Here is a 26033-nt window from a genome sequence, read left to right on the forward strand (position 1 = left end):
TCGAAAAGCCCCTGAATCGAAAGATTCAGGGGCTTTTTTGTGGCCGATGGAAAAGTAAAAAAACCACAGCCTGCGGCATGTAGGAGCTGCCGCAGGCTGCGATCTTTTGATCTTAAGCGTTTAAACCGTCAGACATGCTCACTGCTTTTGGCATGCACCGCCCGTGGCTCGCCATGCCCGTGATCCACCTCAACCACTGGAATTTCCTTGCCGTCACAGTCGTGCAACTTGCCGTCGCTGAAGTAATCCCCTTCGCGCAATGCCGCCAGGTCCTGGTAGCGCAGCACCCGCTCGGTACCCGCCGCAAACACCGACTGCTGGTCGGAGTTACCGGCGGTGAGGTGGTTGAAGGTCAGGTTGAGCACGATGGCCATGATTGCCGAAGAGCTGATGCCCGAATGGAAGATCGTCGCGAACCAGCTTGGGAAGTGATCGTAGAAGTTTGGCGCGGCAATCGGGATCATGCCGAAACCGATGGAGGTCGCGACAATGATCAGGTTGACGTTGTTGCGGTAGTCGACCTTGGACAGTGTACGAATGCCACTGGCCGCGACGGTGCCGAACAGCACGATACCGGCCCCGCCGAGGACCGAAGTCGGCACGGCGGCGATGACGCGCCCCATGAACGGCAGCAGGCCGAGGATCACCAGGAACAGGCCACCGGTGGCCACCACATAGCGGCTCTTGATCCCGGTCACCGCCACCAGCCCGACGTTCTGGGCGAAGGCGCTTTGGGTGAAGGAGCCGAAGATCGGTGCGATCATGCTCGACAGCATGTCCGCGCGCAGACCATTGCCCAGGCGCTTGGAATCGACCTTGGTGTCGATGATTTCACCCACGGCCAGGATATCGGCGGACGTCTCCACCAGGGTCACCATGACCACGATGCACATCGACAGGATCGCCGCGAAGTGGAAGGTCGGCATGCCGAAGTGGAAAGGTGTAGGGAAACCGAACATCGGGCCCTGGCCGACGGAGGAGAAATCCGCCATGCCGAGGAACACCGCGACGACCGTACCGATGACCATCGCCAACAGGATCGACAACCGGGAGATGGTGGCGCTGCCGATCTTGCTCAGCAACAGCACCAACACCAGCGTCATCGCTGCCAGGCCGATGTTGGCCATGCTGCCAAAGTCAGGGGCATGACTGTTGCCACCCATGGCCCAGCGTGCCGCCACCGGCATCAGCGTCAGGCCGATGGTGGTGATCACGATACCCGTGACCAGCGGCGGGAAGAACTTGGTAATTCGCGAGAACACCGGTGTGATCAGCAACCCGATCAGGGACGCGGCTATCACCGCCCCCAGGATTGACTGAAATCCACCCTCGCCTCCACTGCTGACGATCGCCACCATGGTTGCGACGCCGGAAAACGACACACCCTGCACCAGCGGCAACTGACAACCGAAAAACGGTAGACCCAGGGTTTGCAGCAACGTGGCCAGCCCCCCCGCAAACAATGAAGCAGCAATCAACAATCCAATGTCCGCCGGCGAGAGGCCGGCCGCCTGACCAATGATCAAAGGCACCGCGACGATGCCACCGTACATGGTCAGAACATGTTGCAGGCCGTAAGCCATATTCGCGCCGATCCCGAGATTTTCATCTTCAGGCCGTTGGTGTGAAACATGGGGCGTTTTCATGTTAGGGGGTTCCCTGGTTTTTGTTATGCGCACACTGTATTCAATACTCAGGACAAATGTCCATAGAGTTGTATACAACTTGCCAGTCAAATTATGAACGGTCGTTCATGCAGACTGTGTGCCACCACGCTCCTTCTCGTAAAAAACCTTGAAATACATCCGTCCGGCCCATTGTCCTGCGCCCACTAGTCTTTTGAATTCATGGCGACCATCGGTAGTAATCGCCGTCTTCCAAATACATATAAAGTATGCATAATGAAGCCATTCGAAATTCAGTATCACAAGGCGAAGAACGCGGCCAACAAACTCAAGCATCTGGGCATCAGCCTCGCAGAGACAGAGCCCGTGTTCTACGACGAACGTGCCCTGACCTTGCAGGACGATCACCATGATGAACCGCGCTGGATCATCATGGGGCTGGATGGCAAGGGGCGTGTGCTGGTCGTTGCATACACCTACCGTGAACCGAATTTCGTTCGAATCATTTCCGCGCGCCTCGCCAGCAAAAACGAGCGCCGCCAGTATCTGGAGGCTTGACCCATGAAAGACGAGTACGACTTCAGCCATGCCAGCCGCGGGGCGGTTGCCCCCGGCAAAGGCAAGACCCGCATCACCATCATGCTCGACGACGTCGTCATCGAGGCAGCGCGAGCGCTCGCGGAAAGCGAGGGTTATGGCTACCAGACCGCGATCAACAACACGCTGCGCCGGGCGTTGCTGACCGAACACGACAAGGCAGGGACCGGAACTGTTAAACACCTGAAAAAGGGGATCACCGGCTCTGATCTGAAAAGCCTGGAAAAAAAGCTCGCGCAAGCCCTTAGCGAAATTCAGCGGCTGATGGAGCCCGAAGCCCGTCCGTAGGCACGAAAAAGGGGCAGGCTGATCCAATCTGCCCCTTTTTTGTGTGCACGATGAACCGCCTATTGCGGCACTATCAATCTCTCAAGTGTGCGCATCAATGTCGCATTGTTTGGCACCCGAATCCCGAACTCGCTTTCCAGTACACCCATCAACTCCTGCACATCGGCCACTTCCCGGCGTTCGCTGTCATGCCCCATGCGATGGATCGCAAAGCTGCCGTTATTGAGGGTACGACGCCAGCCCTCCCCCGTCCGCGCCACCATCAGTTGCCTGGCGAAGGACGATTCGGGGTGGGTCGAGACATACCAGTTGCCGACGGCGTAATCGATGTCCTCCTGGCGTTGCAGGTCGAAGATGTACATCGCGCGCCACTCCTCCCCGACCTTCGCGCGAAGGGTGTAGCCGTCGGCATGCTGCTCGATCCGATACGGCTCGTGAGGCGTCGACTGTTCATCACGGCTGTCGAGCAACAGCGGTGCGGTGGGCACCATGCCGCCGAAGCCGACGTCAGTGATGTAGCGCACGCCATCGAGCGTCACCAGGCTCAAGCGGTGCGTTCGAGCGGTCCAGGCGCCTTCTGGCTGGCCCATCACCACACGCCCGCTGATGCCCCGCGCTTCGTAGCCAAGCGCCTGCAGCAAAGCCAGAAACAGACAGTTGAGCTCGTAGCAGTAACCGCCACGTCCATCCTGCAGGACCTTTTGCTCGATCGACGTCAGATCGATGCGCACCGGCTCGCCCGCCAGCGTAGTGAGGTTTTCAAACACAAAGGCGCCGGTGTGGCGCAATTGAAGCAGGCGCAGGGTGTCAAGGGTCGGTGCCGGGGGAGCATCGAAGCCCAGACGTTGCAGGTATGACGCAAGGTTAGTCAGACGTGGCTCGCTCATCGCTTGATCCTTATGCACGCAAGCTGCGGATCGCTCCGCCAGGGGGGCTATGTATAAAGGATGAAGGGCCACGGCCGACAATTGATTTAGCCAATCGGCCGGCAAGACAATTCACCGGCGCTTGCGCGAGCCCAATTGAATCCAGGTGGGCGCATGGTCGCTGGCATGGGGCTCGTTGCGCACCCAGGCATCGACCCCGGCTTCTTCGAGGTAAGGACTCAAGGCCGGGTTGAGCAACAGGTGATCGATGCGCAAGCCGGAGTTCTTTTGCCAGTGCTGGCGAAAATAGTCCCAGAAGGTGTAGACCCTCTCCTGCGGATACAGATGACGTACGGCATCGGTCCAGCCCTGGTCCAGCAGACGCTGATAACACTCACGGCTCTCGGGTTGCAGCAAGGCATCCTTGAGCCAGGAACGCGGGTTATAGATGTCGAGATCGGTGGGCACCACATTGTAGTCACCCGCCAGCACCACCGGATGCTCGCTGCCCTGCAGCGATTGCGCGTAGCGTATCAGGCGCTCGAACCAGGCCAGCTTGTAATCGAACTTCGGCCCGGGTTGCGGATTGCCATTGGGCAAATACAGGCAACCCACCAGCACCCCGTGGACGGCCGCTTCCAGATACCGACTGTGATTATCGTCGTCATCGCCCGGCAGACCTCGGCGGCTTTCCAGCGGCTGCGCATCCCGGGCCAGTATCGCCACCCCGTTCCACGACGCTTGCCCCTGCCAGATCGCCCCGTAGCCGATGGCCTCAAGCTGCGCGGCGGGAAATGCGCTGTCGACCGACTTGAGCTCCTGCAGACAGGCGATGTCCGGCTGCTCACGCTCCAGCCAGGCCAACAGATTCGGCAGGCGGGCGCGCATGCCGTTGACGTTGAACGTCGCGATTCGCAACTTTTTCATGACCACCGTCCCGTTTGGCTGGGCCTTTTGGGTGTGACCGCGCCGCCTGCAAGGTGTTCGGTCGGTCACGGCCTGTGCCACTCGTCATCCAGCCGGCACCAACCACCCTGCCCTTCACACCAACTTCAGGTAACGACTCATCTTTTGGAGACGGACCATGATCAACACCAAAATCACTTCGCTGTTTCTCGCTGGATTGCTCTGCGCGGCGCCCTTGGCCACTTTCGCAGAATCCGGCGATGGCGCTGACGCGACGGGCACCAAATCCGGTGCTACCAGCGGCCCGGTCATGCCGCCCGACAACACGCCAAGCTCGCCCTCGGGCGGCAACGCCGGTGACGGTGGCGCAACCGGCTCTTCGAGTGGGAGTGCGGGTGGCAGCAGCAGTTCGGGTGCCGGAGGGGGTACCGGGGCCGGCGGCGGGACTGGCGGGGCTGGCGGCGGGACGGGTAGCTGAACGCGTAAAGGCAGCCGATGGTGATTCAGCGTCGGCTGCCTTTATAGGATGCGCCTACATCTGCTTGACCGCCGGAGGATTCCACTTGCCATTCAACGCCTCGGCCTTCGGACCGTACAAGCGCATGGTCAGGTTGAACGGCCCCTTGGGCGCCGGCAGCCAATTGGCTTCCAGCTCCTTGCCGGGGCTTTCGTTCTGGAAATAGATATCCAGCGAACCGTCGGCGTTGCTCTTGAACGGCATCCAGCTGCTGACCGCGAAGCGGTTGAGCCCGTTGCCCACCTGGAAACCTTCGGGGTCGTACAGCGTGATCGACCAGAAGGCGTTCACCGGAGGCGTCTCGTCCTTGGGGAAATGCAGTACGTACTTGTGCGCTCCATCGAGGGTCTTGCCGTTTTCATCGCCCATATTCAACGGATAAATCGCGTCTTCGGGCAAGTTGGCGCCGAGCCCCATCTGCGCCACGATCGCGCGCTTGAGGTAGTAGTTGCCGTAGACGCCCATGGTGTCGGTGTTCATCGACCACCCGTTGACTACTCGCGCCAGGGTCGGCACCTTCCACGCCATCAGCGCTTGTGCGTCCTTGGGTGCAGTCTCCAGGGCGGCTTTTATTTCCGGGTCCAGTGCATTCATGTCGAACGACTTGCCCGGCTCGATGCCGATACGCTTGAGCTGCGCCAGTAGCGGCTGATCGGTGCTGTGGGCGGGATGCACCTTGAGCAGTTCGGCGGCATAGGCGAAGAAGTCGGCCGCCGACAGGTTGTCGACCTGGATTTTCGGTGGGGTCGTCATGTCCACGGCCGGGTCGATCTTGACACTGACCAGCTCTGCGCCCTTGCCCAGCCGCGACAACGGCGTCACGGTGTAGCCGGCCTGGATCTTGTGCACCGCCGCGTAGTCCGCCGCGCCATCGGTCTTGGTTCGCCCGATGACCCAGACAAAGGGCGTCGGCGCCGGCAGGTGGTTGAGTCCAGCAGGCACAGTGCCGGTCCAGCCCGGTGGCGTTACCAGGAATTGCGCGGCGTCGGTACCCGTGGTGCGCCATCCGGGCGATGCGAATACGTCACTCCACATGTCGAGCATCGGCAGCAAGTAAAAACGTCCGGCGGTGTCCGGGGCGGCGATGACCAGCGGCTCCTTGGTCAGGTCGAGCCATGCAATGGAATACAAGGTGTCGAAGTTCGAGCGCACCACCCCTTTGAAATTCGCCGGCGGGTACTCGGGCACACTCACGAACATGTTCATCGGGCCCTTGCCGAACTCCTTGCCCGGTTCGATGTTGGTGAATTGCTTGCGGGTGATGTCCATGGTCAACAGCGGATAAAAATAAACGTAGGCATCCACGCCGATGGCGTGGGCTTCTTCTGCGGTCATTTTCGCTTGCGCATGACTGACCAGCGGCAAGACAGCGCTGGACACAAGGGTAAGGGCAATGGCGGTCAATGCTTGGGTTATCGACATGGTGGCGATCGTCCGTGCGATGGGGAGATCTGCCGGGAGCGGCAGAGCTACCGCAACTCTAGACGATCAATTGCCCAAGTTCTGACAGGCGGACAATCGGGCAATCGAACCTCGCCTCAACGATCCGATCGCATCAGCGCCTCGACCCCGCCCTCCATCGACAACACCGCCGAACGGTTTCTACCCGAATGTTTGGCCTGATACAGGGCAGCATCCGCGCGCTGGATGAACACCTCCATGCTGTCACGCCCCGTCGGCACGAACGAATAACAACCGAGGCTTACGGTCACGTATCCGGTAGGCGAGCCCGTATGGACGATGTTCTTGCCCATGACGCTGCGGCGAATCTGTTCGGCGAGGGTCATGGCACCATGGAGATCGGTGTCAGGCAGCAACACCGCAAACTCTTCTCCACCGTAACGCACCGCCAGGTCGGCCTTGCGATGGCAGCAGCTTTTCACGGCCCGGGCCACTTCGGCCAGGCAGTGATCGCCCACCACATGACCGTAGGTGTCGTTGTAGCGCTTGAAGAAATCGATATCGAGCATGATCAGGCTCAACGGGCTGTTTTGCCGGGCGCCGCGGCCGAATTCGATATCCAGGGCTCGCTCGAACAGCCTCCGATTGGCCAGGCCGGTCAGACTGTCGTGGGTGGCAATCAGCTCCAGCGCCTGCTGAGCCATGCGCAAATCCGCCTCGACCTGCTCACCGACACGCACCTGGCGAATGAACACCCAACCGATCAGGCCAACGCCCAGCATCACCAGCACGACGATCGCACTGGAACGAAACGCCGTGTCGTACCAGTCCGCCAGGATCGAGTCCCGGGACGAGGCCGCCGAGACCACGAGGGGGTATGCCTCCAGCTGCCGATAGCCATACAGGCGGACAATGCCATCCACCTGGGAAGCGAACATCGCGTTGCCGGAAGTCGCCTGGGGCAACAGGTTCTGAAAGATTTCCCCCTTGGCCAATGAGGTACCGATCTGCGCCTGCACATAGGGTCGACGGGCCAGCAGCGTGCCATCGGTCAGCGCCAGAAACATCGCGCCGTTGTCGTCGATACTGAAGCTTTTGAAGAACTGCTCGAAGTACGACATCTTGATCCCGGCCAACAGCACCCCCTGGAACTGGCCATTGCGGTCGTTGACCCGCCGGGAGATCGGAATGATCCATTCGCCATTTTCCCGACTGCGGATGGCCGGGCCGATGTGCGCCACGGTCGAGACGTTCTGTTGGTGAAACTTGAAGTACTCGCGATCTGCCACGCCGCTGCCGCGAGGCAGTGCCGCAAATGAGGTGACGACCCACTGGCCCTTTTGGTCGAACAGCAGGATGCCGTGCAATTGGCTGAGCGCCTGCACCCGTCGGGTGAAGGTCTTCTGCAAGCGCGGACGCTGGGCCGCGCCGAACCCGTCGGCCTGGATCCAGTCAACCAGGCTGGTCAGCACCAGGTCGGCTTGCATAAAGGTGTCTTCGGCCTGCTGTGCCATGGCCCGCGTCAGGTTCGACGAAGCGACCTGGGCCTGGCTCAGGTCGTGGCGCCGGGATTGTTCCAGTTGCAGATAAAGCAAGGCGCACAGGCACAGGCACACCGTGCCGATAAACCACACTGCCGCCTTGCGCAGCGGGATGCGCTTCAGGGCGACGCCGGGGGCGTGGTACAGGTCATCAAGGCGTGTTGGCAAAAATGCGCTCCCTGAAAGGGCAAGGCATGAGCGACACCCCATGCCCCTGGTTTCGGGCGCCAAGTCTACGGTGTTCCAAACGGGAAAAGGGCACCAGACGCCAAATGGTTGCCCCGCCCACCTGGAAACCGTCAGAGGGCCTGACGCAGGACAACAACCTGATCGCCCTCAAGCAGCTAGGATGTGTCTTACACCACGTCAGGGAATTGAACATGAGCAAGGCAGACGAGCTCGCGATAAAATTGAAACAGACCCGATCTACCGGCATTGATCAGGCGATCGACAGCTGGCCGGGCCAGGTCTACGAGCTGTATCACCAGATCGAGGCCTGGCTGCAGCCTTTGACCGAGGCCGGTCTGGTCCTGCGGCGCAACCCCACTCACGTCTTCGAGAGTCACCCGCTGGGTGACACGTTCGACTATGCCATCGACCAACTGGTGATCAGCGCCAATCGCCTGAGCATCACGTTCGACCCTGTTGCGCGCTTTACGGCGGATGGCGAAGGGCGAGTCGAAATTCACTGCCAGGGCAACGAACTTGCCCTGTTGCGCACCGTGGACGAACACGGTGCAACACATTGGTGGCTGCAAGGGATCGAGCAGGCTGCCACGCGACCGGATGCGGTGGCGCTGACAGAAAACAATCTGCTGTCGGTGGTACAGGCAGGACTGGCGCTCTGATCAGCGCAAAGGTGGAACCCGGATATCCCCGGCGCGGCATTGGGTCTTCACGCCTTTGCCGCAAGAGGCAAACGCCAGGTCCTTGTCCATGCAGACCCGAACCTCCGACAACTGCGGCCCGTTGCAGATCACCACAATGCCATCCGCCGGAATCTGCGGATTGCTCTGGCGGAACATCCGCGTTATGTCCGCGGCTGTAAAATAATGCGTGGTGCTCAAGGGTTGCAGTTGCTCGGGAATGCTGACCGCGCCCAGGGCCTTGTCGGAGGCCTCCAGGTACCCGTCGGCGCCGAGGCCGCTGCACGTGCCGTGCTTGGCCCATTCGTGCTCGAGTAGTTTCCTCGACGGGTATAACATCAAGCCCTTGGCCCGCTCCTCTGCCGAGAGCTTCTCCCTCGGCGCGCAGGACTTCGGCCAACCGCCCCCGGTGTATTGCGGCCAGAGGCCGTGAAGTACAAAGCCATAGCCTTTGCCGGAACATTGCGCGTCGTCAGCATGGGTCAGGCAGTAAGTGGGTGACCAGGACAGCGCCAACAGGTAGTAATCAAACACCCCTGCCACGGATGCCGGCCCGCCATTTCGCGAGTCCCGGGCGCTGCTCGTGCCGACGCTGGCGAACGTCAACAGGATCAGCGCGACCACGGCGTAAAGTCTGTTCATCGGCACGCTCCCGCAGGGTGGCTTGACCGACGATGGGTCGATCAAAAGCCGCTACTTTGGCATAGCCACCAGCGCTTTCGCACCACGAGAGTGAGTCGAAATAATTAATGTCGCGTGATCCGTCAGAGCAACCTGTCGAGCTCTTGCAGCGTCATCCGGGGGATCACCCGCGGTGGAATTTTCGAGATGTCGGACAGGTTGTAAACCTGAAAATCCTTGTTCACCACCTGCTGCGACAGGATCTTGAACGACGGCAGGATTCGCGTATGAAAATGCTCATCGAGCACACAGGGAGAAGCGAAACTGCCCGACCTCTCATAGAAGCGCCCCGCCGTCGGGTCCAGGTCGACGCCCACCAGGAATACCCGGGTAAATCCCAGGTGGTAGGCAAGCTGCAAAGCCAGGTAGGCGACGGTACGGGCGTCAAAAAAACCACGTTTGAGATTCTTGCTGAAACCCAGGGTTTTGTTGCGGCCACTGCCTAGCCTGCGGACCCTGACCAAATCCTTGTCTGTCCTGAAAAATTCGCTCCACGAAAGCCTGGGTGCCCGGCTCAGCAAGTACAGCTTGCCCTGAGGCTTTACCGAGGTGTGCCAGATATGTTTTTCCCACAGCGCAACCCGCTCGCTGAGGCGCATGGCTTCGGTAAACAGTTCCGGTTGCTGCTCGGAAAAACCCTGATCCGTACAGACATAGAAGTACGGCTTGATCCCCGTCCCGGTGAATTTCGAAATGGCACCGTTCATGGTGATCATTGGAACGCCGGCATACTTGTGTAACGGGAAATCTTTTGCCGACGCACCCGACGCCACGATGAACACGGGACCCGTTTGAGTGTTGCGGCACTCATCCAGATCATGCACCCGAAACGAATCTGTGATGTGTGTCATTTTTTTATCGGCAACATCCATCGTCAATGTCTCTATCCCTGTTATTGATCAACTGTGACCCACTTCCATGTCGATAGTTTTCAGCGGGTAAACCTTCGGCTCGGCATCTCGAAAAGACGCCTGGGGTTACGATTTGTCCTGGCCTGTGACCACCATTGGCGGTTCTGCACGTTGCAACTCCAGAGCGGGCAACTTGGACGGCTGGTTCAAGAGTCGCAGCACCGGGGAATCGTAACCGTAAACGTCGGGTTTGAACGTCACCCGTCCGTCGGTATTCAGGTCCACCGTCCAATAGGCCAGCAGCACGGGCACCTTGACGGGAAGCTTGATGTTTTCGGTTCTACCGTTGGCCAGTTGCTTTTGAATACCCGCCGAATTCCAGCGCACAGGGTCGTTGAACAGCAGTTCGACCAACTGCAACGGATTCTCCACCCGGATGCAGCCGGAGCTGGTGGCCCGCATGGATTTGGCAAACAGCTCGCGATGGGGGGTGTCGTGGAGGTAGATCGCATAGTCGTTGGGGAAGCGGATGACCACCTGCCCCAGTGAGTTTTCCGGACCGGCGTCCTGGCGCAGCGTGATGCCGCGCGCGTTGGACCAGTCGACGGTCGACGGATCGAGCGTGTTGCCTTCGCGGTCCAGAGCGCGAATCCGGTTGGCCGCGAGGTAGCCCGGATTCTGCTGGATCTTGGGCAACATATCCTTGACCAGAATCGTCGGCGGAACGGTCCAGGTGGGGTTGAACGTGACGTAGGTGATTTCCGACTGGAACACCGGCGTGCTGCGAAACGGTTTGCCGACCTGCACCCGGGAACGCCAGACCGGCTGGCCGTCGCGGTACAGGGCGACCTTGTAGCCGGCGATATCGACGATGACAAACGTGCCTTGCAGCTTATAGAGCAGCCAGCGCGCCCGCTCCATGTTCACCCGCACCTGATCGATTCGCGCCTCGACCGGCACATTCAGTGCCGCCAGCGTCGTCGCCCCCGCCACGCCATCGGCGCCGAGGTACTGTTCGAGCTGATACTTCTTCACCGCGGCGATGACACTGTCGTCGTAATCGGTACGCTTCGATTTGTGCGGGTCCAGATAACCGGCTGCCACCAGGCGTGCGCGCAATTGCCTGACAGCGGCATTGTCCATGCCGGGCTTGAGCGACTGCCCTTCGGCGACTTTTGGCCAACCACCGGCGTCACGAATCTGGCGCAACTGCGCAAGGCTCTCGCGCAGGCTGCGATAAACCGCCTCCTGAGGTGGCGCCAGAACGAACGCACGAGCGACGTCGTGATCATCCAGGGCAGTAAAGAAGCTGTTCATATCCTCGCGCGGGTCAATGCCCTCGGGCTCGAAGTTCCAGTGAAAATCCAACCGGGCCGGATCTACCTTGCCACGGCGCAACTGCAGCAGCGCCGTGATGTACGTACGAGTTGCCGCGATGTCGAAAGCCGCCCATTGCGCCGGCGCCGGCGTCGGCGCCGTGGCCTGCAGCGCCAGTTGCGCCTGGGCCAGTTCGCCAGCCCGGTAATCCTCGGGGATCAGGCCATCGGCCTGGGTACCATCAAGTCCTTGGAGCAACTGGCTGACATCTCGCCCGTTGGTCCAGGCGGCGCGGAAATTGCGATGCGAATAGAAATCCAGGACTACCCGGGCGACATCCACCCGTTGATGTTTGCGCGAGGTCAACAGAGGCGGGAATGAAGATTGCAGCGGTTCGAGCTCCGCCTGGATGGCCTGACCAACGACGTCATCGGGCGCAGCACCGAGCACACTCACTGGCGCCGGAGATACCGGCACGATCGGCGAAGTTTCACCCATCGCAGCGCCGCTGATCAGAAAGACCATAAAAAATACACGGCTTATGACGAATGACCTTGTTAATTGACCCATGGATAATCCTTAATCGCCTGTAATCAAAGGGCTAGCGTCCAACTCACTGCTAGACTCGAAATATTCCTGAAGAGACATTTTTATGGCGCTACATCGCTTTAGCCTGACAGCCCTGTTGCTGACGTCGGCTATCCTCCCGTCAGCCTACGCCGATTCGCTCGAAGTCGCGCTGGCCAAAGCGGCTCCAAACGCCAATGCCAAGGTCATTGCCCTGGCAGTTCGCGCCACACAGTGTACCCGCGCCCAAGGCTCTGTTCCGGCACAGAGACTAGCAGTGATCGATTATTCCCTACCTTCGACCGAACAACGCCTGTGGGTGTTCGATCTGAAAAAACGCAAGCTGCTGTTCCACGAACTTGTCGCCCATGGCCGCAACAGCGGCGAAAACATGACCACCCAGTTTTCCAACCAGAATGAAAGCTTCGCCACCAGCCTTGGCCTGTACCGCACCCAACAGAGTTACGTCGGCAAGAACGGCTATTCCTTGCGCATGGAAGGCCTGGAGCCTGGCTTCAACGATAACGCCTTTGACCGGGCCATCGTCATTCACGGCGCGCCCTATGTCAGCCCGGTGCTGGCTCGCGCCAACGGCCGGATCGGCAGGAGCCTGGGTTGCCCGGCGGTCAGGCCCGCCATCGCTCATCGCCTGATTGACTCGATGAAGGATGGACAGCTGCTGTTTTCCTACTATCCGGACCAGCGTTGGCTGAAATCGTCTTCTTACATCAATTGCGGCGGCGGTACTGTAGCCTCGTCGGACAAAGTCACTTCACGCCAGTAAACGGCCCACGCAAGCGGTCATCGGCCAAAGACGGGAACCACGTCAGGGAAATTGCGTGTAAGCACGCTTATAATCCGCCGGTTCGCCCGCATTCGAGACCGGTATGACCGCTATCCATATCAAGTTCCCCTCCCTGACGCTCAAGGCCGGCGCCCGGGCACTGGCACGCATTCGCCAGAACGGCTTGAGCGCCGCCGATGTCGGCACGCTGCCCGGTGCCGCCGGCGGTCCCAAGGCCTTGGGCATTCAGGGACTGGACCTGGCCTTGTTTGGCGAATGGTTGCCGGCGGTGCCGCGCGAGCGCTCGTTGATCGGTGCATCGGTGGGCTCCTGGCGTTTCGCCAGTGCCTGCCTGCCGGATGCCGCCGAAGGCCTGCGGCGCCTCGGCCAGCTGTACACCGAGCAGAACTTTGCCAAAGGCGTGACCATGGCGCAGATCAGCGAAAGCTCCCGGCGCATGCTCGATGATCTGCTCGACGGGCGTGACGCGGCTGTGCTCGACAACCCCCATTACCGCTTGAATATCATGGTGGTCAAAAGCCACGGACTGCTCGCGGACGACCACCGGGGCCGACTGGGCCTGGGCCTGTCGTCAGTGATCGCCGACAACCTGCGCGGTCGTGCGCGGCTGTCCCGGCACTTCGAGCGGCTGATCATCCACGATCCGCGCCTGGCACCGCCGGTCAACGCGCTGAACGACTTTCCGTCGCGCTTCGTCGCCCTGGACAGCGCCAATCTGCGCCAAGCCCTGCTCGCCTCGGGTTCTATCCCGATGGTGATGGAAGGCGTGCGTCATCTTCCTGGCGCAGGTACGGGTACATTCCGCGATGGCGGTCTGCTGGACTATCACCTGGACTTGCCCTACAGCGGCAACGACATCGTGCTTTATCCGCACTTCACCGACCGGGTGATTCCCGGCTGGTTCGACAAGACCCTGCCATGGCGTCGCGCCTGCCCCAAGCGCTTGCAGGATGTGCTGCTGCTGGCGCCTTCGAAGGAGCACCTGGCGCGCCTGCCCTATGGCAAATTGCCAGACCGCAATGACTTCAAGCGTTTCATGGGCGACGCCCCGAGCCGTCAGAAATACTGGCGCACGACCATGGATGAAAGCCGCCGCCTGGGCGACGAGTTTCTCGAACTGGCGGCCAACGGTCGTCTCGCCGAACGCTTGCTGACCCTTTAGTCAGGACAAGCTGTTAAACTCGCCACCTGCCCACATCGCCGCGGCGATCGCCACCTGAACAGAGCTGAAACCACTGTGGAAATCTTCAAAGAATTTACCTTCGAATCCGCCCACCGCCTGCCCCACGTCCCGGACGGCCACAAGTGCGGCCGCCTGCACGGTCACTCGTTCAAAGTGGCGATTCACCTCAGTGGCGACCTCGATCCGCACACCGGCTGGATTCGTGACTTTTCGGAAATCAAGGCGATCTTCAAGCCGCTGTATGAGCGTCTGGACCACAACTACCTGAACGATATTCCTGGCCTGGAGAATCCGACCAGTGAAGTGCTGGCCAAATTCATCTGGGCTGAGCTCAAGCCGCTGCTGCCGGAATTGAGCGCCATCCGGATTCACGAGACCTGCACCAGCGGGTGCATCTATCGCGGCGAGTGAGCCAATCGATCAAAAAAACCACCGAGACCGGTGGTTTTTTTATGCCTATGCTTTTTGGCTCGCACCTGCCAAGAGGACACGCACATGACTGACTGGCCGCTGGCTCAAAGCTATCGCTTCAATGGGCATTCCGTTCGCTATGCCGTGCGCGGCGATGGCCCGCCGCTGGTGTTCGTGCATGGCACGCCCTTCTCTTCCCATGTCTGGCACCGGATTGCGCCGCACTTCATCACCACGCATCGGGTGCACTACTTCGACCTGCTGGGCTACGGGCAATCGGAAAAGGTCGATGGCGACGTCTCCCTGGGTGTGCAAAACCAGTTAATGGCGCAGTTGCTGGAACACTGGGGCCTGGATCACCCGGACGTAGTGGCCCACGACTTTGGCGGGGCAACCGCCCTGCGCTGCCATTTGCTCAACGGCAAGGATTACCGCAGCCTCACGCTGATCGACCCGGTGGCACTGACGCCCTGGGGTTCGCCGTTCGTGCAACATGTGCGTCAGCACCAAGCTGCGTTCAGCGGTGTGCCGGACTACATTCAGCGGGCCATAGTCCCGGCTTATATCCGCGGGGCGATCAAGCGCGACATCCCGGATGACGAACTCGCACCCTATGTGCAACCGTGGCTGGGCGATCCGGGGCAGGCGGCGTTCTATCGCCAGATCGCGCAGATGGACGAGCGCTACACCCGCGAGGCCGAGGGGCTGTACCCGACGATTCGCTGCCCGGTGCAGATTCTCTGGGGCGAGGACGACCAGTGGATTCCCATCGATCGCGGGCGGGCCCTGCAGGCCATGATTCCGGGGGCGCAGTTTCATGCGGTGGCCAAAGCCGGGCATCTGGTTCAGGAAGATGCACCGGAAGCCGTTGTCGCTGCATTGATGCGTTTTTTGCCGTTGAACATGACGGTTTGACGCGGCCGCCTTGAACATTGGGTTGGTCTTGAGGCCGCCATCGCTGGCAAGCCAGCTCCTACAGGGGAACGCGCACCACCTGACAACGAGGTCGAGCGTTAGCTCGCCTCGCTTTGGCTTTTGCTCTGCTTTTGCTTTTGATTTTCTTGCCCCATCGAGAGGCCGAGTGGAGGTTCTGCGCAGTGGGCAAACCGGCATGGATGCCGGTTTAGCCGCGCTGGGCCATGGATGGCCCAGCGCGGCGGGCCCACGGAGCAGGACCGGAGCGAGGGCATGCCGAGCCCCAGCGAGGCACCGAACGCCAGGGGCAAGAGCCCTTGGTTACTTGGGGCCGGGCGGCGTTCCGTTTTTCCAAGTGACTCGCTGTAAGAGCGAAACCATAAGTGGCCGTTACCGCAGGAATGGATATGTACGCGGTCAACAAAACATATGGCGGCGCTAAAAAAGACCGCTGGCGGCATTTGCCGCTGCCGAGCTAACGTAGAGATATCGTCCCAACGGTTCTCTGAAAGGATCTGCCCGATGCACATCATCAACGCCCGGCTGCGCAACCAGGAAGGCCTGCATGAACTGCACCTGGAAAACGGCCTGATCAGCAACATCGCCCGGCAGACCGAAGCGCCGACCCTGGGTCCCGACGATCTGGACGCCGGTGGCAACCTGGTGGTGCCGCCCTTCGTCGAACCGCACATCCACCTCGACGCCACCCTCACCGCTGGCGAGCCGCGCTGGAACATGAGCGGCACGCTGTTCGAAGGCATCGAATGCTGGGGCGAGCGCAAGGTCACCATCACCGAGGAAGACACCAAGGTGCGCGCCAGGAAAACCCTCCAGGCCCTTGCCGCCCACGGCATCCAGCACGTGCGCACCCACGTCGACGTCACCGACCCGCAGCTCACCGCGCTCAAGGCCATGCTCGAGGTGCGCGAAGAAAGCCGGCATCTGGTCGACATGCAGATCGTCGCATTCCCCCAGGAGGGCATCGAGTCGTACCGCAATGGCCGCGAGCTGATGGAAGAAGCCATCCGCATGGGTGCCGATGTGGTGGGCGGCATTCCGCATTTCGAGTACACCCGCGACCAGGGCGTCAGCTCGATAAAATTCCTCATGGACCTGGCCGAGCGCACCGGTTGCCTGGTGGACGTGCATTGCGATGAAACCGATGACCCGCAGTCACGCTTCCTCGAAGTGCTGGCCGAAGAAGCCCGCAGCCGCGACATGGGCTCGCGGGTCACCGCCAGCCATACCACGGCGATGGGCTCGTATGACAACGCCTACTGCGCCAAGCTGTTTCGCCTGCTCGGGCACGCGGGGATCAGCTTCGTCTCCTGCCCCACCGAAAGCATCCACCTGCAAGGGCGTTTCGACAATTTCCCGAAACGCCGGGGCGTGACCCGGGTCAACGAGCTGCTGGAAGCCGGCATGAACGTGTGTTTCGGCCAGGATTCGATCGTCGACCCCTGGTACCCCCTGGGCAATGGCAACATCCTGCGGGTGCTCGAAGCCGGCCTGCACATCTGTCACATGCTCGGTTATCGCAACCTGCAAAACGCCCTGGACCTGGTCACCGTCAACAGCGCCAGGGCCATGGCATTGGATGAGCGCTACGGGCTTGAACCCGGACGGCCGGCGAACTTGCTGATCCTGTCCGCGGAGAACGATTACGAGGTCATTCGCAGCCAGGGCTTGCCGCTGTATTCGGTGCGTGGCGGCAAGGTGTTGATGAAGCGGACGATGCCGGTGGTGGAGTTCTCCGGCGAGCAGATCTGAAGGTTGCGGTGACTGGGCTGGCCCCTTCGCGGGCAAGCCCGCTCCTACAGTGGATTGCGAACACTGACCCACTGTGGGAGCGGGCTTGCTCGCGAAGGCGACTTCAAATTCAACCGATCAATCGAGCCGTACCAAACAGGCTGACCCGACTCAGCTCTCCCAGCTCTTCTTCCAGCAAAATCGGCGCCGTGCCACCAGGCATCGTCACCTTCACCTCGCCAGCGCGGACCCAACCGACCCGCCACGCCGCACACGCCACCGCCGTCGCACTCGTCCCCGAGGACGCCGTCGGCCCTTCGCCCCGCTCGAACACTCGCGCAACCACGCACTGCCCGGATTCATGCATCGCCCATTGCAAATTGATCCCCGCCGCACAAGGCTGCCCGGCCCCGGTCGGCATGGCGAACGCGATACGCGTCAGCCCTTCGCCCATCGCCGGCTCGCGCATCTGCTCATTGCTCGGCAAGGCCTCGGCGCCGTCCACCAGCGTCACGCAATGGGGATTGCCGACCCGTACTAACTGACTGCGCGACCAGGCGCCATTAAGCGCCGACAATTGCCGCACGTGACTGAGCTCACACCCGTTCAATTGGGCAGCTTCAACGCCAACGGCACTGACCGCCGACGGCCCGAATCCAGGCTGGCCCAGGTCGAGCCAGAAACCCTGCACGCCCTCGACTTGCGCAGCTTTCACTGCGGTCTGCCCCGGTGAAGGCGTGTCGGATTTGTCGTGATGCACCCTGAGCACGCAGGCTTCGTCGCCGGGAAAAAGCCCCTGGTCGCTCAACGCCTGGGAAAAAATCGTCAGCCCGTTACCGCTGCGCTCGGCCAGGGTGCCGTCGGTATTGACGATCAACAGATCAAAGGGCGGCGCTGACTGAAAGGGGCCGACCAGCAAGCCGTCGCTGCGATGATCCTTGCTGCCCGGCGGTTGCGTGCCGGGCGCCCAGGCACAGCACGCTTCGATGGCCGCCAGCGTCCAGGCCTCACGGGTCTGTGCGGCATGGTCGGCCTGATCGGGCACATCGATGCCCTGCCGGCGCAGCGTCTCTGGCGCCAACACCCCGTAGATATTGCCCCGTGCATCGTACATCCGCGCCATGGCGCCCCTCCCTGCTGGATATTTGGCTTTGGCACAACATATCGCGAAACAGGGTCCGGCTGTGCAAGGATGTCAGCCTGTCGGCGTGCAGGACGCCACGACCGCTGAACGAACCCACGGGGCAAGTCATTGTCCCTTGCAGACGCGACGTTTTTTGCCAAGGATTGATATGACCAACCTCAACACCCGGACCTCATTCGTGCCAGGACGCCAGGAACAGATGTCCACGCGCATCGCCTTTTTCATCGCCGGGTTCGGTATCGCCGCGTGGGCGCCGCTGGTGCCCTATGCCAAGGCGCGGGCCGGGCTGGATGAAGGCACCCTGGGTTTGCTGCTGCTGTGCCTGGGTGTCGGCTCGATACTGGCCATGCCCGTGGCCGGCCTCCTGGCCTCGCGCTTCGGTTGCCGCAAGGTGGCGACCGGCGGCACCCTGTTGATCTGTGCGGCGCTGCCGCTGCTGGCTACGGTAACGTCGATTCCAGCCCTGATTGGCGCACTGTTCATGTTCGGCGCGGGCCTGGGCACTGTGGATTCGACGGTGAACCTGCAAGCGGTGATCGTCGAACGGGCCAGCGGCAAAAACATGATGTCGGGGTTCCACGGCTTGTTCAGCCTGGGCGGAATCGTCGGCGCGGCGGGCGTCAGTGCGCTGCTCGGCCTGGGGCTCGCGCCGCTGGGCGCGATGCTGGTGGTCATTGTCCTGCTGCTGGTTGCGCTGTTGAAGGCTGCACCGCACATGCTGCCCTATGGCAGCGAAAGTTCGGGGCCGGCGTTCGCGGTTCCCCACGGCATCGTGCTGTTTATCGGCGGGATGTGTTTCATCGTGTTCCTCGCCGAAGGCGCCGCCCTGGACTGGAGCGCGGTATTCCTGGCGCAGGAACGCGGCATCGACAAGGCCTATGCCGGTTTGGGCTACGCAGCATTTGCCCTGACCATGACGGTGGGTCGCCTGACCGGCGATTCGATAGTGCGGCGCCTGGGTGCGACCTGGGTCATTGTCTTCGGCGGGGTGACGGCGGCGGCCGGGCTGTGCCTGGCCACGTTCGCCCCCAGTTGGGAAGCGGCGCTGGTGGGTTATGCATTGCTGGGCGCCGGCTGTTCCAACATCGTGCCGGTGCTGTATACCGCAGTAGGCAAGCAAACCGTGATGCCGGAAAGCATCGCCGTGCCGGCCATTACCACCCTGGGTTACGCGGGCATACTCGCCGGGCCCGCGGTGATCGGATTTGTCGCCCATGCCGCCAGCTTGAGTTTTGCCTTCGGCTTGATGGCGCTGTTGTTGCTGGCGGTGGCGATTGGCGGGAAGGTGTTGAAGGTTTAAAAGCTTCGCTGGCAAGCCAGCTCCTACAGGGTTTGCGCGACCCTTGTAGGAGCTGGCTTGCCAGCGAATGCAGGCACCTCGGTCTGTCAGAACCCGACGCTGGCCTGCACAAAGAACGTGCGCGGCGTACCCACATACATGCCCGCATTGTTGTCGCTGGAGCGGGTGAAGTACTGCTTGTCGAAGATGTTTTTCACCCCGGCCCCCAGCTTCAGGTTCGACACCTGCGGACCGAAATCGTAGCCCGCACGCGCGTTCCAGGTGACATAGCCCGGAATGTCGCCGTACTGCCCATCCGCCGTGCCTTCGGTGATGTAGTTGTTGCTGAAGCTGCCGTCAGCGTTCACCGCCACGCCCGGCGAGCGTTGTTTGGACTGGGCGAAGGCATCCAGGTTGTAGGTCCAGCGATTGATGTCGTAGCGCAGCCCGGCCGTCGCCACCTGGCGCGAGTAGAACGGCAGGTCGCGGCCCTTGAAGTCCGGAATCTCGCCTTCATAGACAGCGCGGGTGTAGGTGTAGCCGGCGTTGGCGGTCAGGCCGGCCAGGCGCGGGTCGAGGGCCGCCATGTCATAGTGCACCGAAGCCTCGATCCCCTGGTGCGTGGTGGCGCCGAGGTTGGTCCAGCCGGCATCGTTGCTGATGTATTGCAGCTCTTTATCGAAGTCGATGTAGAACAGCGTCACTTCACCGCCCCACACTTCATCGTTGTAGCGCGTACCGAGCTCGTAGGTCTTGGCTTTTTCCGGCTCAAGGCCATTGGCGGTCTCGTCACCCGTGCCGCCCTGGCCCAGCTGGAAGTACTGCAGGCTGCCGAACGAAGTCTCGTAGTTGGCGAACAGTTTCCAGGCATCGGAGATGTGATACATCACGCTCAGGGCCGGCAGCGGCTCGTTGCTTTCGATACTGCGGTTCTTCTCCGGCACCGGCCTGCCAGCGGTGTCGAGCACTGGGCGGTCATGCCAATCGGTGCTGATGTGTTCGAAACGGATACCCGGGGTGACGGTCCAGTTGCCGACGTCGATCTTGTTGTCGATGTACACCGAGTTGGCTTCAGTGCCACCGGTACGGTCCTGATAGACGTGGCCGTCCGAACCCGGGCGCACCACCGGCTCGTTGTTGACCAGCGCCAGGCGGCTGGCTTCTTCGTGCATGGCTTCTTTCAGGTAGCGATAACCGACGCTGACTTCCTGGGTGCTCGGGCCGACATCGAACACATGGGAGACCCGTGGTTCGATGCCGAAGGTGTAGTAGGTGCGCGGGAACGAGCCGAGGGTTTTCTGATCGCGAGCGGCGATGTTGCTGCCACGAAAACTGTCGGTGTAGTAGGTCAGCACCTCGGCCTGGGTGCGGTCGTCAAGTTGCCGAATCCACTTGAACGACACATCCTTGCGCCGGCCGCTGAAGTTGTCGTGGTCGCGGTCGGACTGGAACGGATCGGCGTCATATTGGGCCTGGGTCAGGCCGCCGGGCATGTCGGCGCTGGCGTCGTAGTAGTGGAAATTGAGACTGAAGTCATCCACATCGGTCGGCGCCCAGTGCGTCTTGAGGATCACGTCGTCGATGTCATTGCCGTTGTTGCTCTTGCGGTAACCGTTGCCGTTCACCGCGGAATACAACAGCGCCACGCCCATGCCGTTGTCGGCGGTGCCGCCGGCGAAAACTGTATCGATGTGCTTCCAGCCACCATGCTGGGAGGTTTCCAGGGTGCTGCCGATTTCCGCCGAGGCTGTTTCAGGGATTGCTCGCGTCACGAAGTTGATCACCCCGCCGACGTTCTGTGGCCCGTAACGCACGGAGCCTGCGCCACGTACCACGTCGATGCTGTCGAGGTTGCCGGAGGAAATCGGCGCCATGGACAATTGCGGCTGGCCATAGGGGGCGAAGGCTGCCGGTACGCCATCGATCAACACAGTCGAGCGTGGCGACAGGCGCGAGGTCAATCCGCGCACGCCGACGTTCAGCGAAATATCGCTACCACCGGTGCCGTTGGCCTCCTGCACCTGGACACCCGGCACACGCTTCAAGACGTCGCCGACATTCATTGCGCCCTGCTCGACCATGGCCTCGCGGCGAATCACGGTACGGGCACCGGGGTGGTTCTGTACCACCGCGGCATCGGCATCACCGAGCCAGTCGCCCACCACCTTGATGTCGGTCACGCCGAGCTCCAGCGGGCCGTTCGCCGCAGAGGTCGCTGCCGCGGCTGGCAGCAACGTCACCGAGCCTTCATCGATCTGGTACTGCAGGCCGCTGCCTTGCAGCAACTGGCGCAGCGCTTCTTCCGGCGCGATATTGCCTTCCACCGCCGGGGCCTGTTTGCCGGCCACCAGTTCAGGACTGAAAAAAACCTGCAGCGAGGTTTGCTGGCCCAGCTGACTCAGGGCCTGACCCAGGGGTTGCGCCGGAATTTGGATAGCGTCGGCAGCGAATGCCTGAGGCAGCGCCAAGTTGACCGCCAGTGCAAGGGCCAGCGGCAACCAAGTGGATTTGTTGTTTTTAGCGGTGGTCTTTTTCACGTCGAACGTAATCCTGAAGATCGCAAGAGTGTGCGCTTGTTAATGCAAACCAGTTGCAGTTGAACAGGAAGACGATGAACTCGAAAAAAACCTGAATTTTATTTTGAAATTATTTCCTGGCTGCCGTCGTCGAGGGTGCGCACGGCCACCGGCAGGATGTTCGGCAAGGCCTTGAGCAAGGCGTCGGTATTGTCGGACTTGAACACGCTGGTCAGGCGCAGATTGCCCACGGCGGCATTGCCGACCTTGAGCGGCTTTTCCCGATAGCGCGAGACCTGCTCGGCAACGTCGGCCAGGCTGGCGTTGTTGAACACCAGTTTGCCGGTGCGCCAGGCCGTCAGTTCGGCGGGATTGACCGCGTAGGCCGGCGCGACCTTGCCCGCGGCATCGACATGGCTGCCCAGGCCGGCGGTCAGGCTGATGAAGTCGTTGGCGGCGGCGTCGCGTCCCTGCACCTTGACCGTGCCCTGCTCCACCACCACCCGAGTGTCGCTGCTGCCCCGGCGCACATCGAAGCGCGTGCCGGTGACGATGACCTTGCCGCTACCCGCCTCGACCACAAAGGGCCGGTTGCTGTCGTGTTCGACGCTGAACAGCGCTTCACCTTCGCTCAGTTCAATGGCGCGACGATCCTTTTCAAAACGCACCTGAATGCGGCTGCGGCTATCCAGATCGACCGTCGAACCGTCGGGCAAGGCGACCTGGCGACGCTCGCCCAGCGCCGTGGAAAACTCGGCGGTGTAAGGCGAAGGTTGCTGCAAAACGTTGAATAGCCCCAGGCCGACGGCCATCGCCAACACACTGGCCGCAACCGCGTAGCGCAGCAACGGGCGTCGTTTGCTGCGATTCGGTGCTTCCTCGCACAACGCCTGCAGACGCGTCGTCGGCAGCAGGTCGGCGGCGCTCCACAGGCCCTGGAGCACTTCGAATTCGTTGCGGTGTTGAGGATGCTGGTTCAGCCAGCTGTCGAATTGGCGATACGCCTCGACATCGACCGCGGGTTCCTGAAAACGCACAAACCACCGCGCCGCTTCATCGCGAACCGCTGTTTGCCCGCACGCACAATCACGAGTATCCATCATGGAAGTTCCTGTTTGGCCGGGGATGAGAAATCACGCGGTATGCGGTTGGTGTAGGAGCTGCCGAAGGCTGCGATCTTTTGATCTTCGGCCACTTCAAGACCGCCAAAAGATCGCAGCCTGCGGCAGCTCCTACGGGTATTTTCAAGGCCACCGCACATCATGACTGCAACTCATCCAGGCGGTCACGCAGATGCCGCAGCGTGCGGATCATATACTTTTCCACCATGTTCTTGGACAGTCCCAGGCGTTCGGCGATTTCAGCCTGGGTCAGGCCTTCGATTTTCTGCCAGACAAACACCTTGCGGCAGTTGACGGGCAGCTCGGTGAGCGCCCGTTCGATGGAATCCGCCAACTGGATCGCTTGCATGAAATGCTCCGGGTCGCCGGATGACGACACACTGAGATCGATCGCCTCCGACTCCATGGCGCCCCGCCGATCCTCACGCCGATAACCGTCCACCGCGATGTTGCGCGCCGTCTGGTGCAGATAGGCCCGGGGTTGCTGCACCGCCGCCGAATCCGACTCGAGCACCCGCACGAAGGTATCGTGGGCCAGGTCCTCGGCCTGTTGACGGTTTCTCAGGCGACGGGTCCAGGTGCCAACCAACTCTTCGTAGTGCTCGAAAAAGCCGTGTCTGCGGGGCAGCTTGGGGGTCATTGCGGTGTGCTGTGGGTGCGAGGGCGTGAATAGTAATGCTTCCTATTAAGCCAAGGCAACGGTTTGCGGCCGGGCGGACTAACGGTCGATCAACGACTAACGGTCGATAGCCTTTGCGCCGCGAGCGCCCGGCAGTTCAACACGCGCCACCAACCCCGCGCCGCTGCGATTGCGCAGCGTCAGCTCCCCCCCCTGCTCGCGCACGATCGCCCGCGCGGCGGACAGTCCCAGCCCCACGCCACCGGTATCCCGGTTGCGTGAAGTCTCCAGACGGTAAAAGGGATCGAACACCTGTTCGAGGGCGGACTCCGGGATACCGGGGCCCTCGTCGCTGACTTCGATGCAGACCCTGCGCCCATCCCCCGTCAGCCCGATGGCCGGTTTCTGGCCATATTTCACGGCGTTTTCCAGCAGGTTGACGATCACCCGCTTGATCCCGAGCGGACGGCCTTCGTACACCAGATGGGCTGGACCGCTGAAGTCGACGACGATGTCCTGGTCGCGAAAGTCGTCGACGATCGTCTGCAGCAGTTCCGAAAGGTCGAATGCGGTGCTCTGCTCCCCGTGGCTTTCATCCCGGAAAAAACCCAGCGCCGCGTTGATCATCGTCTGCATCTCTTCGATGTCGCGGACCATTTTGCGCTGCTGTTCCAGGTCTTCCATGAATTCGCTGCGCAGGCGCATCCGCGTCAGGGGCGCGCGCAAGTCGTGGGAGATCGCCGCGAGCATCTGTGTGCGCTCGCCGAGAAAGTGGCGGATCTGTGCCTGCATGGTGTTGAAGGCAATGATTGCCTGGCGTATCTCATGGGGGCCTTCGATCTTGATCGGCGGCGCGCGCAGGTCATCGCCAAAGCGCCGTGCGGCGCTGGCAAAACGTTGCAGCGGATTGGCCAGTTGCCGCGTGGCAATCCAGGCGACCAGCAGGGTTGCCACCAGCCCCAAGGCAATGATGATCGGGATCCGTACATTGGAATCGAGCCCCCAGCTGCGTTCCGGGGGCGTGAACGACAGCCAGCTGCCATCGCGTAGCTGAACCAGGGCCACGTAGTGCGCCTGGGGGCTGTGGTCCGGCCAGTCGCCGGGATTGAAGACCTGGATGTCCCGGGGGACATCACCGAGCAACTCTTGCAGCGGCGAATGTTCAGTCCCCACCTGCGTACCGTTCGAGGGCAGATGGAAATCGCCCCGCCGTTCGTGCCAGACCACCTCAAGCGTCGGATGGCTCGCGGCGAGGGCCAATGACGAGCGCAACGGGACGGGCGCCGCCTCGATCACCCGGACGTTCGCGGCAATCTGCTCCAGCAGGCCGGTGCGGTCGATCGGCGGGCGCCCCCAGGTGCCCGCCAGCTGCACGAACAGGCCATTGAGGGCCAGCGAAGCGAGCATCGCCGCGACGATTGTCAGTGCAATCCGCGACCTGAGGGTATCGAGGCGACGAATCACGAGCGGGTCACCTTGGCGCAGAACATATAGCCCCCATTACGCACCGTGCGAATGAGGTCCGGGCGCTTGCTGTCGGGCTCGATCTTGCGGCGCAGTCGACTGACCTGCACATCGATGCTGCGGTCATAGGCCTCGTGGTTCTGGCCGCGAGCCAGGTCGATCAGCTGTTCCCGGGTGAGAATGCGCTGCGGATGCTCGAGAAACACCAACAGCAGATCGAACTCGCCAGCGGACAACGGAATCATCACGCCCTCGGGCGAGCGCAATTCGCGGCAGGTGATATCCAGGTGCCAATCAGCAAAGGTGATGATCGGCCGCGACGGCTCGCGCCCCTGGCTTTTCTCGCCAGCGCGACGCTGCACGGCGCGCAGTCGGGCGAGCAATTCCCGCGGGTCGAAAGGTTTGGTCAGGTAATCGTCGGCGCCCAGTTCCAGGCCGACGATGCGGTCGCTCAGTTCACCCATCGCGGTCAGCATGACGATTGCAATGTCCGTCTGCGCGCGTAATTTCTGGCACAGGCTCAGGCCACCTTCGCCGGGAAGCATCAGGTCAAGGATGATGATGTCCGGACGATTTTTCTCGATCATCGTCCACATGGCCTCGCCATGGGTGGCCAGGTCCACCTCGTAGGCATGCTGGACAAAAAACTGCTTCAGCAGGGACAGGATTTCCACATCGTCGTCGACGATCAGCAGTCTGCTCACGTTCAGGGGATCCAGGGTCAAAAAAAGAGCGTATCTAAAACCATTCCGCGGCCAGGGTCATATATTTCAACCCGGAAACATTCCTGCCCGCCCGACATCA

24 protein-coding genes are annotated in these 26033 nt (G+C 61.4%); 10 read left to right on the forward strand and 14 right to left on the reverse strand.

Translation table 11 applies throughout. The annotated features are described in order from the left end of the window. Positions 1-128 precede the first annotated feature (128 nt). Positions 129-1646, reverse strand: coding sequence for a nucleobase:cation symporter-2 family protein (locus SOP85_RS13115; protein WP_274075443.1), 1518 nt, complete (start codon positions 1644-1646; stop codon positions 129-131). 255 nt (positions 1647-1901) lie between these two features. On the opposite strand from SOP85_RS13115, the gene SOP85_RS13120 reads away from it, so the two are divergent. Both SOP85_RS13120 and SOP85_RS13125 read left to right on the forward strand, forming a co-directional pair. Beyond that, on the forward strand, positions 1902-2183 hold the full coding sequence (locus SOP85_RS13120) for a BrnT family toxin (RefSeq protein WP_323627168.1): 282 nt from the start codon (positions 1902-1904) through the stop codon (positions 2181-2183). Positions 2184-2186: 3 nt separating this feature from the next. Beyond that, complete coding sequence (locus SOP85_RS13125; protein WP_274075445.1) at positions 2187-2510, forward strand: BrnA antitoxin family protein; 324 nt, start codon at positions 2187-2189, stop codon at positions 2508-2510. 59 nt (positions 2511-2569) lie between these two features. Here SOP85_RS13125 and SOP85_RS13130 read toward each other — a convergent pair whose 3' ends face one another. Both SOP85_RS13130 and SOP85_RS13135 read right to left on the reverse strand, forming a co-directional pair. Further along, entirely contained in the window at positions 2570-3397 is an 828-nt protein-coding gene (locus SOP85_RS13130; RefSeq protein ID WP_323606850.1) for an arylamine N-acetyltransferase family protein, read from the reverse strand. Between the two features lie 111 nt (positions 3398-3508). Further along, complete coding sequence (locus SOP85_RS13135) at positions 3509-4303, reverse strand: exodeoxyribonuclease III (RefSeq protein WP_274075447.1); 795 nt, start codon at positions 4301-4303, stop codon at positions 3509-3511. A gap of 157 nt (positions 4304-4460) precedes the next feature. Between SOP85_RS13135 and SOP85_RS13140 the strand changes: the two genes are divergently transcribed. Then, positions 4461-4760 (forward strand): hypothetical protein, encoded by a 300-nt coding sequence (locus tag SOP85_RS13140; protein WP_274075448.1) that lies wholly within the window; start codon positions 4461-4463, stop codon positions 4758-4760. A 54-nt stretch (positions 4761-4814) separates the two neighbouring features. On the opposite strand, the gene SOP85_RS13145 is transcribed toward SOP85_RS13140, so the two are convergent. Together SOP85_RS13145 and SOP85_RS13150 are read right to left on the reverse strand one after the other, a co-directional pair. Beyond that, a complete protein-coding gene (locus SOP85_RS13145; RefSeq protein ID WP_323627169.1) occupies positions 4815-6221 on the reverse strand; it encodes a DUF1254 domain-containing protein in 1407 nt (468 codons plus the stop codon). 116 nt (positions 6222-6337) lie between these two features. After that, on the reverse strand, positions 6338-7909 hold the full coding sequence (locus SOP85_RS13150; protein ID WP_274075450.1) for a sensor domain-containing diguanylate cyclase: 1572 nt from the start codon (positions 7907-7909) through the stop codon (positions 6338-6340). A 212-nt stretch (positions 7910-8121) separates the two neighbouring features. Here SOP85_RS13150 and SOP85_RS13155 point away from each other — a divergent pair, with 212 nt between their 5' ends. Beyond that, complete coding sequence (locus tag SOP85_RS13155; protein ID WP_323606854.1) at positions 8122-8589, forward strand: hypothetical protein; 468 nt, start codon at positions 8122-8124, stop codon at positions 8587-8589. On the opposite strand, the gene SOP85_RS13160 is transcribed toward SOP85_RS13155, so the two are convergent. The 3 genes from SOP85_RS13160 to SOP85_RS13170 all read right to left on the reverse strand — a co-directional run bounded on the left by SOP85_RS13160 (position 8590) and on the right by SOP85_RS13170 (position 12026). After that, positions 8590-9249 (reverse strand): ribonuclease T2, encoded by a 660-nt coding sequence (locus tag SOP85_RS13160; RefSeq protein ID WP_323606855.1) that lies wholly within the window; start codon positions 9247-9249, stop codon positions 8590-8592. It lies immediately after the preceding gene. 122 nt (positions 9250-9371) lie between these two features. After that, on the reverse strand, positions 9372-10160 hold the full coding sequence (locus SOP85_RS13165) for a lipopolysaccharide biosynthesis protein (RefSeq protein WP_274075453.1): 789 nt from the start codon (positions 10158-10160) through the stop codon (positions 9372-9374). Positions 10161-10265: 105 nt separating this feature from the next. Then, positions 10266-12026 (reverse strand): L,D-transpeptidase family protein, encoded by a 1761-nt coding sequence (locus SOP85_RS13170; protein ID WP_323627172.1) that lies wholly within the window; start codon positions 12024-12026, stop codon positions 10266-10268. 82 nt (positions 12027-12108) lie between these two features. Between SOP85_RS13170 and SOP85_RS13175 the strand changes: the two genes are divergently transcribed. The 5 genes from SOP85_RS13175 (at position 12109) to codA (ending at position 17107) form a co-directional block, all read left to right on the forward strand. Beyond that, complete coding sequence (locus tag SOP85_RS13175) at positions 12109-12807, forward strand: murein L,D-transpeptidase catalytic domain family protein (RefSeq protein ID WP_323627173.1); 699 nt, start codon at positions 12109-12111, stop codon at positions 12805-12807. A 103-nt stretch (positions 12808-12910) separates the two neighbouring features. Next, positions 12911-13990, forward strand: coding sequence for a patatin-like phospholipase family protein (locus SOP85_RS13180; protein WP_323627174.1), 1080 nt, complete (start codon positions 12911-12913; stop codon positions 13988-13990). Positions 13991-14065: 75 nt separating this feature from the next. Continuing rightward, the gene (gene queD, locus SOP85_RS13185) at positions 14066-14422 is read left to right on the forward strand and encodes a 6-carboxytetrahydropterin synthase QueD (RefSeq protein WP_008056290.1); all 357 of its coding nucleotides are present in this window, start codon (positions 14066-14068) and stop codon (positions 14420-14422) included. Between the two features lie 84 nt (positions 14423-14506). Continuing rightward, positions 14507-15337, forward strand: coding sequence for an alpha/beta fold hydrolase (locus SOP85_RS13190; protein WP_274075457.1), 831 nt, complete (start codon positions 14507-14509; stop codon positions 15335-15337). Positions 15338-15859: 522 nt separating this feature from the next. Continuing rightward, positions 15860-17107: a cytosine deaminase gene (gene codA / locus SOP85_RS13195; protein ID WP_274075458.1), complete on the forward strand. Its 1248-nt coding sequence runs from the start codon at positions 15860-15862 to the stop codon at positions 17105-17107. Positions 17108-17216: 109 nt separating this feature from the next. On the opposite strand, the gene SOP85_RS13200 is transcribed toward codA, so the two are convergent. Further along, complete coding sequence (locus SOP85_RS13200; protein WP_323627175.1) at positions 17217-18209, reverse strand: diaminopimelate epimerase; 993 nt, start codon at positions 18207-18209, stop codon at positions 17217-17219. A 169-nt stretch (positions 18210-18378) separates the two neighbouring features. Here SOP85_RS13200 and SOP85_RS13205 point away from each other — a divergent pair, with 169 nt between their 5' ends. Next, the gene (locus SOP85_RS13205; RefSeq protein ID WP_323627176.1) at positions 18379-19530 is read left to right on the forward strand and encodes an MFS transporter; all 1152 of its coding nucleotides are present in this window, start codon (positions 18379-18381) and stop codon (positions 19528-19530) included. 86 nt (positions 19531-19616) lie between these two features. On the opposite strand, the gene SOP85_RS13210 is transcribed toward SOP85_RS13205, so the two are convergent. The 5 genes from SOP85_RS13210 to SOP85_RS13230 all read right to left on the reverse strand — a co-directional run bounded on the left by SOP85_RS13210 (position 19617) and on the right by SOP85_RS13230 (position 25933). After that, the gene (locus tag SOP85_RS13210) at positions 19617-22046 is read right to left on the reverse strand and encodes a TonB-dependent siderophore receptor (protein WP_323627177.1); all 2430 of its coding nucleotides are present in this window, start codon (positions 22044-22046) and stop codon (positions 19617-19619) included. A gap of 98 nt (positions 22047-22144) precedes the next feature. Beyond that, entirely contained in the window at positions 22145-23128 is a 984-nt protein-coding gene (locus SOP85_RS13215; RefSeq protein WP_323627178.1) for a FecR family protein, read from the reverse strand. A 157-nt stretch (positions 23129-23285) separates the two neighbouring features. Then, positions 23286-23786, reverse strand: a complete 501-nt coding sequence (locus tag SOP85_RS13220; RefSeq protein ID WP_323627179.1) for a sigma-70 family RNA polymerase sigma factor — start codon at positions 23784-23786, stop codon at positions 23286-23288. A gap of 96 nt (positions 23787-23882) precedes the next feature. Continuing rightward, positions 23883-25229, reverse strand: coding sequence for an ATP-binding protein (locus SOP85_RS13225; protein ID WP_323627180.1), 1347 nt, complete (start codon positions 25227-25229; stop codon positions 23883-23885). Then, the gene (locus SOP85_RS13230; RefSeq protein ID WP_323627181.1) at positions 25226-25933 is read right to left on the reverse strand and encodes a response regulator; all 708 of its coding nucleotides are present in this window, start codon (positions 25931-25933) and stop codon (positions 25226-25228) included. The genes SOP85_RS13225 and SOP85_RS13230 overlap by 4 nt, the downstream gene beginning before the upstream one ends. Positions 25934-26033: the final 100 nt, after the last annotated feature.

The organism is Pseudomonas sp. YuFO20, assembly GCF_035064975.1.
Lineage (GTDB): Bacteria > Pseudomonadota > Gammaproteobacteria > Pseudomonadales > Pseudomonadaceae > Aquipseudomonas > Aquipseudomonas putida_AE.